Raw genomic sequence first — 14,520 nt, forward strand, 5'->3', positions numbered from 1 at the left:
CAAAGGATAAAGCTATAGCTTTGGAAATTATGATTTGAAAAAAACCTCATGAGGTAAGAAGAATCGCCAGAGAAAACCAGGAGGTAGTACCGCGCTAGATTCAGCATCTATAGGTAAATATTGAGAACGATAGGTTTTGATCGCCTCATTCTTTTTAGATTGTACTGTGTGAATAGATAATCGATGAGCACCTGCCAATTCGTCAAACTTGAGATCCCGAAATAGTAAAGATTTCCAAAGCAACCAGATGGCATACTCCCACAAATCCACCTTCACTCCAGCTTTAACAATCGCGGTCTTAACAAGTTGATAAGTAATCTCATGGTCTCGACTCCGATCTTTTTTGTGAGTTACGTAAACTTCTTGAGGCTGAAAGGTATGCAACAATTGCGCCATTTCTTCAATGGTTTGCTGCTGTTCGGCTTCTGTCATCTTGTGTAGTGAGCCATCAGATTTATTAAGAAAGTGAACATCTTTTGAATCAACACCCAGAATATTTAAAGCTGTCAGTGCTTCTTGTCTGCGAATTTGAATAATTTCGGAGCGGGTAATCTTAAGATTACCTTGATGAGAACCCCCTCCATCCGTGACAAAAACAACCTTAATCGGTACACCTTGTTCTCGCTTGAGTGCAATAATTCCACCACAGCCTAGTGCTTCATCGTCTTGGTGAGGAGCAAACACAATCAGCGATTTATCGTTAACATTTAGCGGTTGACTACCTCGATACAAAAGCCAGTAGAACTGTAGCCGGATCTGAAGTTCTCGCAATCGGTAGTTAAACAGCCATAGCTTGTTGTGCAAACTAACCTTTAAACGATTTAAAATATTTATCATATTGTTTATGTAATATTTATTAGAATTAATTAGCTCAAAGGTTGGAATTTAATTGATTGTGTAGTTACAGCATAAATAATTTACCAGAAGTTACCACTAAAATACTTTCTATTTATGGCATTGAGACTTAAATTTAGTAAATCACTGAGTTACAAACTGCTGGAGAATAGATTGATTAATAATGAAAATATAGGTTTTTTCCTTATTTAATCTATTTGTAATATATCACTCGCATATTGTATGCTCCTCAGTATCTGTACTTAAATTAGTATTAATTTTTGAATTCTTTGAAATAACTACTGAGATAATAAAAACTTGTTAGCTGATTATCTAGGCATTCATCTGGATAGAATTAATACGAGGATTAAGAGATGCTTAATTTGAGCATGAAGTTAACTTAATTTAAAAATCCATATTACTGTTGCGTGTTATTGCTGTCGTAATTTTGGAAACACAAAAGCTGATTTTCTGATTGGAAAATAGAAAATTGGCAATGGGGAATGTTGAAGAAGTAATTTTTATGCGTACAGGGCAATTATTTACTTAGAAAATGATGTATAAAAAAACACAATTTGTCTTGACTTAAAAAATTTTAATATAAATTCTCATCAAATAGTTTTAAGGTAACCTTTTAATGGCTTTTTTAGCCGTTAGTGAATTAAAACTTCGGCAGTTAACTTTTTAAAAGTTGAGAACTTTAGCATGAGCAGCAATTTAGCAACCAAATTACGTGTAGGCACTAAAAAAGCCCACACAATGGCAGAAAACGTAGGTTTTGTCAAGTGCTTTTTAAGAGGAGTAGTCGAGAAAAACTCTTACCGGAAACTTGTTGCTAATTTCTACTTCGTTTACTCAGCGATGGAAGAGGAAATGGAAAAGCATCGCCAGCACCCAATTCTTTCCAAAATTAACTTTCCCCAGCTAAACCGCAAGTATACCCTAGAGCAAGACCTGAGTTATTACTTTGGTGCTAACTGGAGAGAGCAAATCAAGCTATCTCCGGCAGGTAAAGCTTATGTACAGCGCATCCGAGAAATATCTGCCACAGAACCGGAACTGTTAATCGCTCATTCATATACTCGTTATTTGGGTGACTTATCCGGGGGACAAATTCTTAAAAATATTGCTGTAACGGCAATGAATTTGTCTGATGGACAAGGAATAGCCTTTTATGAGTTCCCAGAGATTCCTGACGAGAAGGCATTCAAAGCCAAATATCGTCAAACTTTGGATGAATTACCCCTCGACAATGCTACAACTGATCGCATCGTTGATGAAGCTAACGCCGCCTTTGGCATGAACATGACGATGTTCCAAGAATTGGAAGGCAATTTGATCAAGGCGATTGGTGTAATGCTTTACAATAGCCTCACACGGCGTCGTACACGCGGCAGTACTGAACTCGTCACAGCTGAGTAAATGTGCTGAGATTGCGGAGTATGGTGTGTGGAGTGATTAATTCAGATAGCTTGATTAAGGATAATTCATAGGTATTCTGGAAAAGAGCGATTGATGCTCAAAATATTTAGGGGCAATAGCCCTATGACTGCTTTTGATTAGTGAAAGCAAGCATGGGGAAATTGCCCCTCAATTATTGCCGCTTAAGTCGTTACTGAAACATCTAATAATTGGTTAAAAGGAGATAAATAACAATAATGCAAGCTATACAACAAGAACTCACACAAGAAAAAGTTCAACAAGCGGTTAATGCAATTCTTAAGGTTTTGGTTAAAGAAGACCCTCAAAGCAACTTGCATTGTAAAGCATTGAACGCATTTATAGAGGGCGATTACCAAACTGTGAAGCGATTGGCAGCAACTAATTTATCTGATAATTTCTGTAAGTCGCTTGGATATCTGGGTGGGGCGTTGAAGTTGACCCCTAACACTGACACAATTTTGGCAGAGTCAGCAAGGGCAGCTGCTGAATTTGATAAAGAAAGAACATTGAAAGAGTTGGGAGATGCGATCGCATCTGCTCTTAACTAAAATGTACATCCGAAACAACGCCACCAGTTAGAGAAGGAATTTGTTGCTAAACTTGTAGCTGATGAGAATTGGTAAGAAGTTGCTTGATGTTGTAGAACAGGAAATTTCTTAGAAAACAAAAGCGCGATCGCTTCTATACAATTCCAAGATGAGAGAGGGGCAATCGTTTATAAGAAGTGATCTAGAACTTAATTGATTACCATTAGATCGCCTTCTTAATTCCTATACAGATTCCGGTAGACTCCGCCAAATATTAGCAGTTTCTTCATAATTTTTCACTTCTTTGGCAGATGTTGGTTTTTGCTCCAACTCCTCTAACGTTTGTGCCACAATGATTTGAGGAATTAAAACCAAACCTAAACTCAACAACAACAGGAGTATTTTCAAGCTTACAATAGATTTTCAGCTTAAAATAACTAAGTCAATCTTCACACCAAGCTTCATCTCAGTATTTAAGTTTGTAATGCTTAAAACTTACCATACTGAGGACATCAGGCAAAAATATGGCTACGAAAATTCCTGTCACAGTAATTACAGGCTTCTTAGGTAGTGGTAAAACCAGCCTAATTCGCCACCTGCTACAAAACAATCAAGGATGCCGCATTGCCGTTTTAGTTAATGAATTTGGCGAACTCGGTATTGATGGCGAATTGTTAAAATCCTGTCAAGTTTGCCCAGAAGATGGTAAGGGCGACACTAATATCTTTGAATTAACTAACGGCTGCTTATGCTGCACCGTGCAGGAAGAGTTTTACCCGACGATGCAAGAGTTAATCAAGCGGCGGGATAGCATCGACTGTATTTTGATTGAAACCTCTGGTTTAGCCTTGCCAAAACCACTAGTGAAGGCTTTTCGCTGGCAAGAAATTCGCAACGCCGCCACTGTGGATGCGGTGATTACTGTAGTAGATTGTGCGGCGGTAGCAGCAGGGACATTTGCTAGCGATCTAGAGGCGATCGCAGCCCAGCGCCAAGCAGATGATAGTCTAAAACACGAAACACCCTTGCAAGAATTGTTTGAAGACCAACTTGCTTGTGCAGACTTAGTGGTGTTAAATAAAATTGACTTGGTGGATGCCCAGACAAAAGCGAGAGTTGAGGAATTAATTAAGCAAGAATTGCCCAGAGTGGTGAAGATTGTCGAGAGCAATGGTTCTCAACTAGACGCATCTATATTATTAGGATTCCAAGCCGCAGTGGAAGACAATTTAGATACTCGTCCTAGTCATCACGATAGCGAAGAAGACCACAATCACGACGAAGAAATTACCTCAACTAATTTAATTTTGGATCGTACCTTTGACCCAGAAAAGCTGCAACAGCAGTTAGAGAAATTAGCACAACAACAAGAAATTTACCGGATTAAAGGCTTTGTGGCAGTACCAAATAAATCTATGCGCCTAGTGATGCAAGGCGTGGGAACCCGATTTGATAAATTTTATGATCGTCCCTGGAAACCCGAAGAGGCACGGCAAACCCGCTTAGTTTTCATCGGACGTGATTTGAAGTCTTCAGAAATCGAATCACAACTTGTAGCTTTATGAGTTAAGAGTTAGGAGTTAGGAATAACTATTACACAGTGGAGAAAGTTTGCCTACCTTTAACAAGGGAATTTTACCCCTTGTTTATCGATTATTACGCGGCTTGGAGCAACTTAGAATGGTAAATTTATTCTGCTATTGTATATTAGTTAATTAAAATTAAATAATACTAATAACTAAAAGCTCCTAATTTTTCACTTTTCACTCCTAGCTTAAACCCTCAATCTTCATTTGATAATACTATGACTATCTCTCAATTATTTAACGTTGCTAATCTTTTTGTATTGCCTTTTTGGGCGTTGATGATTCTATTGCCAAATTGGAAAGTTACACGGCAGATTATGTCATCATATTTGCCATTTGTGATTTTAGCTGGAGCGTATTTGTATTTGTTTATCAACAGCATTACTCCAGAAAGTGCCCAGGCTTTATCGAATCCTCAATTAGCCGATATTGCACGATTTTTTGCAGATGAAATGGCCGCTGCAACGGGTTGGATTCACCTTTTAGTGATGGATTTATTTGTCGGCTGCTGGATTTATTGGGAAGGGCAAAAAACTGGTATTTGGACAATTCACTCCCTTGCACTGTGTTTGTTTGCTGGGCCTATGGGGTTACTGTCTCACATTTTGACTGACTGGATTGTTAAGACATTTTTCCCTCAATCTCAGCAGAATGAAACGGTGACGGTAGAAGAAAAAGCTGCGTCATAATCTGATAAATAGTAGGGTAGCACATCTGTGCTACCCTACTATTACAAATTATCTGATTTTAAAATCAATTAAGCGTTGTTGTGTCTATAGTCAGCATCTAACCAACAGCGTGGTAGAACTTCACCTGAAGGAAAAACAAGATTTTCCTTTTTAAAACTATTAGATTGCTGTTCTTCTTGACCTTCTTGGTCTTTTGCATGAACAACATCACTATTCGGATCAAGTAATTCCTGAATTTCAACAATCTTTACCAATTCGCCACTATCTTTGACTTGTAAAAGCATAGAAATTGCCTCAATGAGTTTGTTTGCATGGAAGTTAAAAGCGAGTCTGAAGATCAACTCGCTCAAGTCTCAACCGATTTTGAACGCGGAGATTCCTTAATTATTAAAGGAAATTCTTATCATATATCCACATATAAATTACACTAAATTAATTTATGTATATCTGTGGAGTTCATTTTTAGAAAATAGCTGCGGTAGATACCTAGTCCAGAGCTAAAATCGAATCAGGAAATGGTGATTAATAAAATTGTCCAACTAAGATAATTTTAGTTTTAGCGATTAAAAATCACGTTGATATTTTTCCAAAATATCTACTAAAGTTACTTGGCATTGCAGAGGTAGTAAATCGATTAAAGGAACTTCACGTTTCCCACCGCCAATTTTTATTGGAATCGATCCTAAGACTTGTAAAACTCGGTCTTCGTTAACAGCTTTGGAAGTAATTAAAGGATACAGTTGCTCGGCAACAACTGTATGCAGTTTGGCATTGGATAAATAAAGATGCCATTTGGCAACGTCTATATAGACATTTTCGCCAATTTCAGCTGCTAGGGCTTCTAGTAGTTCTGTGGTGTTTGTTTTAGCCATAAAAATAACCCTACATTAAGAAAAAGTGCGAAATCTCAGGCTTTCTTAAATTATTGCTCAATTAACAGCCTAATCCTACTACCAGAGGTTACAATCGCCCCAGCATGAGTAATCCATCTTCAGGTGGATTCTGGTGGAGTTTCGGTGTAGTTAGCGATCGCACTAATATAAATCAGATGCACCAACAATATTCCTGTCCAACTTAAAGTCACCCAAGGCAGCCACTCCCAAGTAGTGCCTTTCAAGATGTGAAAAAACCACAAGCCAGAATTGATAGTAGCAGCGATCGCTACATGCACGGCAAAATTCATTCTGTCATCGATCTTGCGGTAATCAGGGTCTTTGCGATCAGGTTTGCGAGGCCAACGAGGAGGCATAAATATTTGTTACAAATTTGAATATACCTTATTCATTCTAAGGTTTTTGTGGCAGTGGTTGCTATTAGACTCTTACAACCAGTCATAATTGAATTGGAAGTCAAGAGCCGATAGGTTAAATCAAATGACTATCTTTGAGCAAATAGACCCGGATATCCTCTATCCAGATAGCGACGGCAAATCAATGGCAGATAATACAGAGCAATATCGTTGAATTGTCCTGATTAAGGAGAATTTAGAGATTCTGTTTGCCAATAATGATCATTGCCCTAAAATAGAATAGCTTATTGCTCTAATGAAGAATAATCTTCTGATTTCCCGCCACTCTTACTAATTAAACGAATTGATTCAATTCGAATCGACTTTTCTAAGGCTTTTGCCATATCGTATAAAGTCAGGGCAGCCACAGAAACGGCAGTTAAGGCTTCCATCTCGACACCAGTTTCAGCTTTGGTTTTGACTGTGGCTTGAATTTGATAACCAGGTAGTTGCGGATCAGGTATAATTTCCACTGCGATTTTTTGCAAAGGCAAGGGATGACACAGAGGAATTAAATTGGCTGTTTGCTTGGCTGCCATAATCCCAGCCAATCTTGCAGTTGCTAATACATCCCCTTTTGGGACATTTCCGGCTTGAATGGCAGCGAAGGTGGCTGGCAGCATCCGCACATCGGCTGCGGCTACTGCTTGGCGGATAGTGGGTGCTTTATCAGATACATCTACCATCTGCGCCTGTCCTTGGCGATCCAGATGGGTTAAGTTGGCAAAATTAGATGGAATATCTTGCGCCATTTAGTTATAAGGTGTTAATATAGATTGTCGGTGAGGGCGTGTAGCTCAGTGGACTAGAGCACGTGGCTACGGACCACGGTGTCGGGGGTTCGAATCCCTCCTCGCCCGTTTTAAAAGTTAAGAATTAATAGTTAGGAGTGAGGAGTTACATTTCATCACTGCTAACTTTTAAGTTTTTCAAGGCGTAGGCATCTGGAGTTAGACCTAGTGCAAAACGCAGGGAGTTAGATAGGTTTTTGCTCGACTGGGTCAGGAAAAGGACAAGTGCAATAGAAGTGATTGCAGCACCGTAGCCAAACATATCGCGGTAGCCTACAAGTTCGGCGATGATACCCAGAAGAGGAGCCGCGATCGCAATGCCCATATCAAGTCCAGCTACGCATATAGCAAAAATTTGCCCCCGTTCTTGCGGCTGTGAGCGGTCTGCCATCATTGTGATCATCATGGAGATGAGTGTACCACCACCGGCACCTTCAGCGATCGCAGCCAGTAAGAAAAACATCACGCTGTGAGCCTGCCACAGCAGTACTAATGCTAAACTGTAGCAAAAAATACCAAATGTAATAAACAAACCACGACCAAAGCGATCACTTGCCTTACCAGCAAACACTCTGATACTAAAACTAGAAATTGCCGAAGCTGTAAAAAACAGTCCGCCATTGAAGTCCACATCAGTGGATTTGAGGTATAATGATACGAAAGTATGTACAGCACCGATAGATAAACCAACCAACAACATAACTATTGTTGGAACTTTTACCTGAGGACTGTCCAAAATTTGCCAAAAGTTGCGATTGTTTTCTTCTGTTTGCTGTTGTGTCTGCACTGGTGGATTTATAACTTGTACAATCTCCAACAGAGCGACAAAACCCAATTCGGCACAGAAGAGAAATAATATCCCGTAACTACTTGTAGCTTGCAAATATCCACCCAAGGCAGGGCCAATTGCTAAACCAAGGGGTGTTGCTAAAGTCATGTAACCAATGATTTCGCCACGAGTTTCAGTTGGAGCTAAATCTGCTACTAAGGCACTATAACCAGTGGTAAAAGCGGCAATACTAATGCCGTGAAAAATTCGCACCAGGATTAATAGCTCAATTGATTTGGTTGCCAAGTAACCGAAGGGTGCGATCGCAGCTACTATCGTACCAATCAACAAGACAATTTTTCGACCGCGTTCATCGGCTAACCGTCCCAGCATCGGGCGAGATAGTAATAAGCCAATGGCGAAACTACCCATCACAATCCCAATTTCTTGCTTGCTTGCGCCCACATTATCGATGTAAAGCGGTAGGGTTGGTAAGAGCAAAGACAGACTCGACCAGAATAATAAACTTGCCGTAAATAAAATCAGCAGGTTACGCCGTAGTTCGGTGTCAAAGGTATCAAATGCTTTCAAAGTAGATGCAATTTAATGAGGTTTTTATCAAAAGTAGAGACGCGATTAATCGCGTCTGTACAAGAGTTAGGAGTTAGGAATAAAACAATATTTACTCTTGACTGTTTGCTAATGCCCAATGCCCAATGCTCAACAACTATTGTTACCTTACTTAACATTTTTTGCTACTACTTCTCGCACGCGATAGATAGGCCGTCCTTGGGATTCATGGTAGGTACGCATGAGTAATTCTGCTAAAAGACCGAAGCAAAATAACTGCACTCCAGTTACTAGAAGGAGAACTCCTAAAATCAACAAAGGGCGATTGCCAATCATCTCACCTAAAGCTAATTTGACGAAAGTCAAGTAAATTCCGATCGCAGTTCCTGAAACCATTGAAATCAACCCCAACAGCCCAAAAACGTGCATTGGGCGGGTGAGGAATTTTTTCATAAACAGGATAGTTAACAAATCCATCAACACCCGGAATGTCCGCCAAATCCCATATTTACTACGACCAAAGCGACGGGCGTGATGGCGCACTGGTACTTCAGTAATTCTAGCTCCTTCGATGTACGCTAAAGCGGGTAAGAATCGGTGTAATTCTCCGTAGAGGTTCATATCTGCTAACAGTTCTGCACGATATGCTTTCAGTGAACAGCCATAATCATGAATATTCACGCTAGTGGTATGGCGAATTAGCCAATTGGCAATTTTGGAAGGAAGTAACCGATTTACAGCACCATCTTGGCGTTTTTGCCGCCAACCACTTACCAAATCGTAACCCTGATCCAGCTTTGCTAATAACATGGGGATATCAGCCGGATCATTTTGGAGATCGGCATCTAAAGTGACGATCGCTTTACCGACTGCATAGTGAAATCCAGCAGCCATCGCCGCAGTTTGTCCGTAGTTGCGACGCAAAATCACCGCCTTTAAATCTGTGCGGATTTGCGCTTCTTTCTTGAGAAAATCCCCAGAACCATCTGTGGAACCATCATCCACACAAATGATTTCATAAATTATCTGACTAGAAGATAAAGTAGATGCGATCGCTTCTAGTAAAAGCGGCAAACTTTCCACCTCGTCATGGATCGGTAGCACCACCGAAACATCTGGGACAATAGCTGAAATCGCCCCATTTTCCTGACTCAACCCTTGATCAACTAACACACTCCTCATAAGCCTCAGCGCCCTCAGCGTCTCTGTGGTTCGTAACTCTTGATAACTCTACCAGCACCTCGCAGCTGTTGATAGTACGACTGACTAACAGCATCTCCCTGTTCCGAAAGAAGATCAATTCCAATTCCATCCCGTCCCTGCTCTTTCCCAGAACTATGAATGTAATAACCATCTGCCAAATAAAGCCCGACATGGGTTGCTTTTTGACTAGTTCCAAAAAATACCAGATCCCCGGCGGTTAATTCTGCAATAGTAATCGGTCGAGTGAATCCTTCCTGTTGATAGGCATCTCTAGGTAGCCAAATACCCACCGAAGCAAACGCCGCCTGCATCAACCCAGAACAGTCATAATTTGGCCCAACCGTACCACCCCAAAGGTAATAATTGGATTGCTGCATCGCTTTTTGAGTAAAGGCGATGACCTCTGCTAGCAGTTTTTTAATTTCAGATTCAGAAAATGTTGCAGCCTGATAATGTACAGTAGCAGATTGTAATGAATCAAAATCTGAAAGGGATACCCATCCTGGATAGTCATCTTCACATAAATACACCTCAACCCCTAAATTTTGATGATTTGATGTTATCGACAAATGTCTCCCAGATGCAGCTTGAGTTGCTAAACGCGTACATTCAGGAGAATCATATAAATTCAGGTCAGTTAAACACTGATACTCCCCTGATTTTGGACTTCGGCTTCTCTCCAAGACGCTACGCGAACGCTCAGTCGAACGATTTTGGACTTCGGCTTCTCTCCGAGACGCTACGCGAACGCTCAGTCCTTCTCTACGAGAGGCTGCGCCAACGACTTCGCTCAGGAACCATCGAACGATTTTGGATTTTAGATTAAAGGACATTACTAGAGAATGGTTTTTTTTAATAAAGACGAACAACTGGAAAATCTTGGGTTAGGCATTTTAAATGCAACTTGGGCAGAATTTTCAACCTTAGCGCAAAATCAAATTGCCCTGACTTGGATTGTTTACGATCCACCAGTGCTAGTAAATACTGGTGGGGCGCTGACTCCCAATGCTTTTTGGGATCATCCAGTCCGTGGTTTTACTTATCGTGGTGTTGAACGGATTTATGCCGCCAGTGTAGTCAAGCTATTTTACCTGGTAGCGGTAAACGAATGGCTAGAAAAAGGGATGACTCATACTTCCAAGGAGTTGGAAAGAGCTTTGCGCGATATGATTGTAGATTCTAGTAATGATGCTACCAGTTTGGTTGTTGATATTCTGAGTGGTACCACATCAGGGCCAGAATTGCCAATCGGGCCCTTTGAAACCTGGAAATATCAGCGTAATATTATTAACCGTTATTACCAATCATTGGATTGGCAAGAAATGGAGACAATTAACGTCTGTCAAAAAACTTGGGGTGATGGCCCTTATGGACGGGAACGGGCGTTTGTCGGAGAGTTATTGGAAAATCGTAATATGTTGACAACAAATGCGATCGCTCGTTTACTGCATAGTATTGTAGGTGGGGTGGCGGTTTCAAGTGGGCGATCGCAAGCAATGATGGCTTTACTCAAACGTCCTCTCAATAATTTACCTACTGACACCGAGGAAAATCAGGTAACAGGTTTCTTAGGTGGTGGACTGCCTGAAAATGCTCAAATTTGGTCAAAAGCAGGTTGGACAAGTCAAGTTCGCCATGATGCTGCGTATATTGAGTTACCAGAACAGCGCCCTTACCTCTTAGTAGTATTTACTGAAGGTAAAGCGCAGGCTAAGAGTCAGGCAATTTTGCCCTTTGTTTCTAAACTAGTTACCGATGCGATCGCTAGTCTATAGATCTGACTTTTCCTGTTAAATCGTGAAACAAGCAAATAGCAAGGGTTTCAGACCAGATCCTCTTGAGAATAAATTAATATTAAGAGTAGAGTAAGCGATCGCTGAATTAAGGAGATAACGGGAAAAGTCAGGTCTATAGATTCAATAAAAGTTCAGTTAAGTATTTTTTCCTTCTCTATCAGACACTATAACAATGCGTAGCGTCTCGTAGGCGCAGCCTCTCGTAGAGAAGAGAACGAAAGGGGGTTCGTTAAATAGTTAACTTTTGTTTTACGGCACCAATTCTCATTATGAGAATAATTATCACCGCTCATCGACAAGCCTCAAATGGCACAAAATCGTTCCTGTTCTGGTAGTCCGTTCCGATTTATTGAGTGGTTACGTTTGCTTGAATACGTGTGATAAAGGGATGTGCTGCATCAAGGGTGTTGCCAGTAATTGTAACATCAACTGTATTAGTGTTGATTACTCCAGACAGTACTGTTCCTTGAGCCATACCCAAAGGAAAAGTCGAGACAAAGTTAGGTGCAATCTCCCTCGGTACGTTGATTAAGTTAGAAGCAAACGCTAATTCATTAGCAGGGTTTGTCAGAGTGGCATTAGTAGCTCCTGTTGCTGGGTTGTAAGCTATTGTCCAGTACTGCACTAGTAAGGGTCCAGCAGTAGGATCTGCATTAATCAAGGCAGAAGCTATTGATATTGCACCATAAGCATTAGAATACGCTAGCGATGAGTTAATAGTTAAATTAAATGGATTATACTTTACCTGCCCCCCTCCTTCTTGTCCTGGTCCTATGCGGACTGATACTTCAGTTTGGAATACAGGCTGTCCTACTATTTGTCCGTAGACATTTAGTACTTGCACTTGAGTTGTCGCAATTCCTGTATAATCTAATGCTATTGCTGCAACCGTTGTCGCTGCCCAAGTTGCCGCAGTTATCACAAAAGTTGCTAATCCCTTCATAGTCTTTTTCCTTAGTTGGGACACCGCTTGGAAAGTTATTGAAATTAAAGTTGGTAAAACTAGCTATTCTTACATTACCTGATCGCTCCTCATTTTTTCCGATGGCATGATCGCCGCCATTAACCGCCGCAATTCTTAAGAACCTACATTCCGTACTTCAAAATGTCATATTTTAATACTTCAATAAATCATACAAAAAATAACTGATTTGATTAAGTACTAACACTGTTACTTACTAGGCATTTAGCGATCGCTATCAACTACCATTAGACGACAAATTGTAATATTTGCGTATACAAAGCGAAGTGCGGAATGTGGGTTAAGAAAATCCAATCAGCAATTGCACTCCCAAGCTTCTTTTCTCCATCTCAACAACGCGATCGCACTTACTACTTGGGTATTGGGTATTAGATTATGATGTGATCGCACCTCTTTACAAAGCAAAAACCTTAGCTACTAGAGGCAGTATAGAGCGTTAGGTTGAGTGAATAGGGAAATTGGGGGTAAATTAAAGGATAATGTCGCTTGCCACTAGTGGTGGTGCTCCTGTAAGCTGAATCTCAAAGTTAGCCGATAGATTCCCAGCAGTGTTGCCTTGAAGAATACCTGCTGCATAACGAATTTGACCGACTGCAGAGAATGGGCGAGTCCCAATGAAAGTGAAGGCTTGCTTACCCGCTATAGTGGAGTTAGCGTCAATGGAAGATAGATCGATTTGATCGCCTGGCAAGTTACCGTTTCCAACAAAGTCAGTGATCACATCCCGTGAAAGACCAGGAGGACTATCTGAAACTGAGTTGAACTTGAAAATATCATTACCTAGTCCTCCAGTGAGAACATCATTCCCAGCACTGCCAATAAGGCTATCCTTGTCACTACCAATGTTAAAAGTATCGTTGCCATTACCACCGATAAGGGTACTGTTGCCGCCACTAACGTTAAAGGTACTGTTGCCACTACTGCTACTGCTACTGCTACTGCTACTGTTGTCACCACTGCTACTGCTACTGTTGTCACTACTGCTACTGCTATCAGTAGAACTGAAACTGAAATCGCCGCTATCGTTAAAGATAATGTCGCTTGCTATGAGTGGTGGTGTTCCTATAAGCTGAATCTCAAAGTCAGCCGACAGATTCTGATCAGTGTTAGCTTGCAGAATATCTCCTGAATAACGAACCTGTCCTGGTGCGGAGAATGCGCTAGCCCCAATGAAAGTGAAGGCTTGCTTGCCCGCTATAGTAGAGTTGCCGTCGATAGTAGATAGATCAATTTGGTCAGGGTCGAAGTCACTTAAGCCACCCTCGAAGTCAGTGATAACATCCCGTAAAACACCAGGTTTGCTCTCAGAAACTGAGTTGAACTTGAAAACATCGTTACCGAATCCTCCAGTCAGAGTATCAGTCCCAGCACCGCCTATAAGTGTATCGTTGCCAAATCCTCCAAGAAGGCTATCGTCACCCTCTCCGCCAAGAAGGCTATTGTTGCCACTACCGCCCGTAATCGTATCGTTGCCTGCTCCACCGTCAATACTATTCTGGTTGTCTAATCCAAATCCGCCAAGAAGGCTATCGTCACCCTCTCCGCCAAGAAGGCTATTGTTGCCACTACCGCCCGTAATCGTATCGTTGCCTGCTCCACCGTCAATACTACTATTCTGGTTGCCTAATCCAAATCCGCCAAGAAGGCTATCATTGCCCAATCCACCGTTAATCGTACTGTCACCACTACCGCCAGTAATCGTATCGTTACTGTCGAATCCGTTGATGATATAAGGGAGATTAGAAAAAAAAGGAACACTAAGATTGTCAGAAAAATTAGTACCGTTAATCGTTGGCATAGTGAGTTTCTCCTGAATTTATATTACAGAGTAAAAAAATTACCTCGTGACTTCTCCATCAGAAAATGGCATTGCTGATTAAGAGGATGAATTTAGTTTCCTTTAAAGGAGCAAAGGAAACAGTTTCAAACATTAAATTTTAGAATTTCACAGTTTTATTCAGCAGCACTGAAAAAACAAAGTAGAGAAATAACGAGTGGAAATCTTCTAACTGAAGCACACCTAATTAAAACAGATATTTGCT

General features: G+C 40.9%; 16 protein-coding genes and 1 tRNA gene. 6 read left to right on the forward strand and 11 right to left on the reverse strand.

What is annotated here, in order from left to right:
• Nucleotides 1-27: 27 nt before the first annotated feature.
• Nucleotides 28-837 (reverse strand): PIG-L deacetylase family protein, encoded by an 810-nt coding sequence (locus V7L20_RS12830; RefSeq protein WP_334744445.1) that lies wholly within the window; start codon nucleotides 835-837, stop codon nucleotides 28-30.
• A gap of 702 nt (nucleotides 838-1,539) precedes the next feature.
• Here V7L20_RS12830 and V7L20_RS12835 point away from each other — a divergent pair.
• Together V7L20_RS12835 and V7L20_RS12840 are read left to right on the forward strand one after the other, a co-directional pair.
• Complete coding sequence (locus V7L20_RS12835) at nucleotides 1,540-2,256, forward strand: biliverdin-producing heme oxygenase (RefSeq protein ID WP_334744446.1); 717 nt, start codon at nucleotides 1,540-1,542, stop codon at nucleotides 2,254-2,256.
• 236 nt (nucleotides 2,257-2,492) lie between these two features.
• On the forward strand, nucleotides 2,493-2,825 hold the full coding sequence (locus V7L20_RS12840; protein WP_334744447.1) for a hypothetical protein: 333 nt from the start codon (nucleotides 2,493-2,495) through the stop codon (nucleotides 2,823-2,825).
• Between the two features lie 222 nt (nucleotides 2,826-3,047).
• Here V7L20_RS12840 and V7L20_RS12845 read toward each other — a convergent pair whose 3' ends face one another.
• On the reverse strand, nucleotides 3,048-3,197 hold the full coding sequence (locus tag V7L20_RS12845; protein ID WP_334744448.1) for a hypothetical protein: 150 nt from the start codon (nucleotides 3,195-3,197) through the stop codon (nucleotides 3,048-3,050).
• A 131-nt stretch (nucleotides 3,198-3,328) separates the two neighbouring features.
• On the opposite strand from V7L20_RS12845, the gene cobW reads away from it, so the two are divergent.
• Complete coding sequence (gene cobW / locus V7L20_RS12850) at nucleotides 3,329-4,369, forward strand: cobalamin biosynthesis protein CobW (RefSeq protein ID WP_334744449.1); 1,041 nt, start codon at nucleotides 3,329-3,331, stop codon at nucleotides 4,367-4,369.
• 239 nt (nucleotides 4,370-4,608) lie between these two features.
• Nucleotides 4,609-5,079 carry an ABA4-like family protein gene (locus V7L20_RS12855; protein ID WP_334744450.1) on the forward strand — a complete coding sequence of 157 codons (471 nt, stop codon included), beginning with the start codon at nucleotides 4,609-4,611 and terminating at the stop codon, nucleotides 5,077-5,079.
• Between the two features lie 68 nt (nucleotides 5,080-5,147).
• Here the strand turns inward: V7L20_RS12855 and V7L20_RS12860 are convergent, their stop codons facing one another.
• The 4 genes from V7L20_RS12860 to moaC form a co-directional block, all read right to left on the reverse strand.
• On the reverse strand, nucleotides 5,148-5,363 hold the full coding sequence (locus tag V7L20_RS12860; RefSeq protein ID WP_334744451.1) for an acetyltransferase: 216 nt from the start codon (nucleotides 5,361-5,363) through the stop codon (nucleotides 5,148-5,150).
• 279 nt (nucleotides 5,364-5,642) lie between these two features.
• On the reverse strand, nucleotides 5,643-5,951 hold the full coding sequence (locus V7L20_RS12865; RefSeq protein WP_334744452.1) for a DUF3181 family protein: 309 nt from the start codon (nucleotides 5,949-5,951) through the stop codon (nucleotides 5,643-5,645).
• Between the two features lie 119 nt (nucleotides 5,952-6,070).
• Complete coding sequence (locus tag V7L20_RS12870) at nucleotides 6,071-6,328, reverse strand: 2TM domain-containing protein (protein WP_334744453.1); 258 nt, start codon at nucleotides 6,326-6,328, stop codon at nucleotides 6,071-6,073.
• A gap of 284 nt (nucleotides 6,329-6,612) precedes the next feature.
• On the reverse strand, nucleotides 6,613-7,119 hold the full coding sequence (moaC, locus tag V7L20_RS12875; RefSeq protein WP_334744454.1) for a cyclic pyranopterin monophosphate synthase MoaC: 507 nt from the start codon (nucleotides 7,117-7,119) through the stop codon (nucleotides 6,613-6,615).
• A gap of 34 nt (nucleotides 7,120-7,153) precedes the next feature.
• On the opposite strand from moaC, the gene V7L20_RS12880 reads away from it, so the two are divergent.
• Nucleotides 7,154-7,227, forward strand: a tRNA-Arg gene (locus tag V7L20_RS12880).
• A gap of 37 nt (nucleotides 7,228-7,264) precedes the next feature.
• Here V7L20_RS12880 and V7L20_RS12885 read toward each other — a convergent pair.
• The 3 genes from V7L20_RS12885 to V7L20_RS12895 form a co-directional block, all read right to left on the reverse strand.
• Nucleotides 7,265-8,518 carry an MFS transporter gene (locus tag V7L20_RS12885; protein ID WP_334744455.1) on the reverse strand — a complete coding sequence of 418 codons (1,254 nt, stop codon included), beginning with the start codon at nucleotides 8,516-8,518 and terminating at the stop codon, nucleotides 7,265-7,267.
• Nucleotides 8,519-8,665: 147 nt separating this feature from the next.
• Nucleotides 8,666-9,679, reverse strand: a complete 1,014-nt coding sequence (locus V7L20_RS12890) for a glycosyltransferase family 2 protein (protein ID WP_334744456.1) — start codon at nucleotides 9,677-9,679, stop codon at nucleotides 8,666-8,668.
• 14 nt (nucleotides 9,680-9,693) lie between these two features.
• Entirely contained in the window at nucleotides 9,694-10,533 is an 840-nt protein-coding gene (locus tag V7L20_RS12895; protein ID WP_334744457.1) for a C40 family peptidase, read from the reverse strand.
• Nucleotides 10,534-10,542: 9 nt separating this feature from the next.
• Between V7L20_RS12895 and V7L20_RS12900 the strand changes: the two genes are divergently transcribed.
• Nucleotides 10,543-11,475 carry a serine hydrolase gene (locus V7L20_RS12900; RefSeq protein ID WP_334744458.1) on the forward strand — a complete coding sequence of 311 codons (933 nt, stop codon included), beginning with the start codon at nucleotides 10,543-10,545 and terminating at the stop codon, nucleotides 11,473-11,475.
• A gap of 367 nt (nucleotides 11,476-11,842) precedes the next feature.
• Here V7L20_RS12900 and V7L20_RS12905 read toward each other — a convergent pair whose 3' ends face one another.
• The gene (locus V7L20_RS12905) at nucleotides 11,843-12,439 is read right to left on the reverse strand and encodes a hypothetical protein (RefSeq protein ID WP_334744459.1); all 597 of its coding nucleotides are present in this window, start codon (nucleotides 12,437-12,439) and stop codon (nucleotides 11,843-11,845) included.
• 508 nt (nucleotides 12,440-12,947) lie between these two features.
• Nucleotides 12,948-14,276: a calcium-binding protein gene (locus tag V7L20_RS12910; RefSeq protein ID WP_334744460.1), complete on the reverse strand. Its 1,329-nt coding sequence runs from the start codon at nucleotides 14,274-14,276 to the stop codon at nucleotides 12,948-12,950.
• Nucleotides 14,277-14,520 lie beyond the last annotated feature (244 nt).

This window comes from Nostoc sp. (assembly GCF_036916735.1).
Taxonomy (GTDB): Bacteria; Cyanobacteriota; Cyanobacteriia; order Cyanobacteriales; family Nostocaceae; genus Nostoc.

Excerpts from the sequence above, each read along its gene's own strand:
- V7L20_RS12830 (WP_334744445.1), bottom strand. The coding sequence starts at position 837 with ATGATAAATATTTTAAATCGTTTAAAGGTTAGTTTGCACAACAAGCTA.
- V7L20_RS12835 (WP_334744446.1), top strand. The coding sequence starts at position 1,540 with ATGAGCAGCAATTTAGCAACCAAATTACGTGTAGGCACTAAAAAAGCC.
- V7L20_RS12840 (WP_334744447.1), top strand. The coding sequence starts at position 2,493 with ATGCAAGCTATACAACAAGAACTCACACAAGAAAAAGTTCAACAAGCG.
- cobW (WP_334744449.1), top strand. The coding sequence starts at position 3,329 with ATGGCTACGAAAATTCCTGTCACAGTAATTACAGGCTTCTTAGGTAGT.
- V7L20_RS12855 (WP_334744450.1), top strand. The coding sequence starts at position 4,609 with ATGACTATCTCTCAATTATTTAACGTTGCTAATCTTTTTGTATTGCCT.
- V7L20_RS12860 (WP_334744451.1), bottom strand. The coding sequence starts at position 5,363 with ATGCTTTTACAAGTCAAAGATAGTGGCGAATTGGTAAAGATTGTTGAA.
- V7L20_RS12865 (WP_334744452.1), bottom strand. The coding sequence starts at position 5,951 with ATGGCTAAAACAAACACCACAGAACTACTAGAAGCCCTAGCAGCTGAA.
- V7L20_RS12870 (WP_334744453.1), bottom strand. The coding sequence starts at position 6,328 with ATGCCTCCTCGTTGGCCTCGCAAACCTGATCGCAAAGACCCTGATTAC.
- moaC (WP_334744454.1), bottom strand. The coding sequence starts at position 7,119 with ATGGCGCAAGATATTCCATCTAATTTTGCCAACTTAACCCATCTGGAT.
- V7L20_RS12890 (WP_334744456.1), bottom strand. The coding sequence starts at position 9,679 with ATGAGGAGTGTGTTAGTTGATCAAGGGTTGAGTCAGGAAAATGGGGCG.
- V7L20_RS12895 (WP_334744457.1), bottom strand. The coding sequence starts at position 10,533 with ATGTCCTTTAATCTAAAATCCAAAATCGTTCGATGGTTCCTGAGCGAA.
- V7L20_RS12900 (WP_334744458.1), top strand. The coding sequence starts at position 10,543 with ATGGTTTTTTTTAATAAAGACGAACAACTGGAAAATCTTGGGTTAGGC.
- V7L20_RS12905 (WP_334744459.1), bottom strand. The coding sequence starts at position 12,439 with ATGAAGGGATTAGCAACTTTTGTGATAACTGCGGCAACTTGGGCAGCG.
- V7L20_RS12910 (WP_334744460.1), bottom strand. The coding sequence starts at position 14,276 with ATGCCAACGATTAACGGTACTAATTTTTCTGACAATCTTAGTGTTCCT.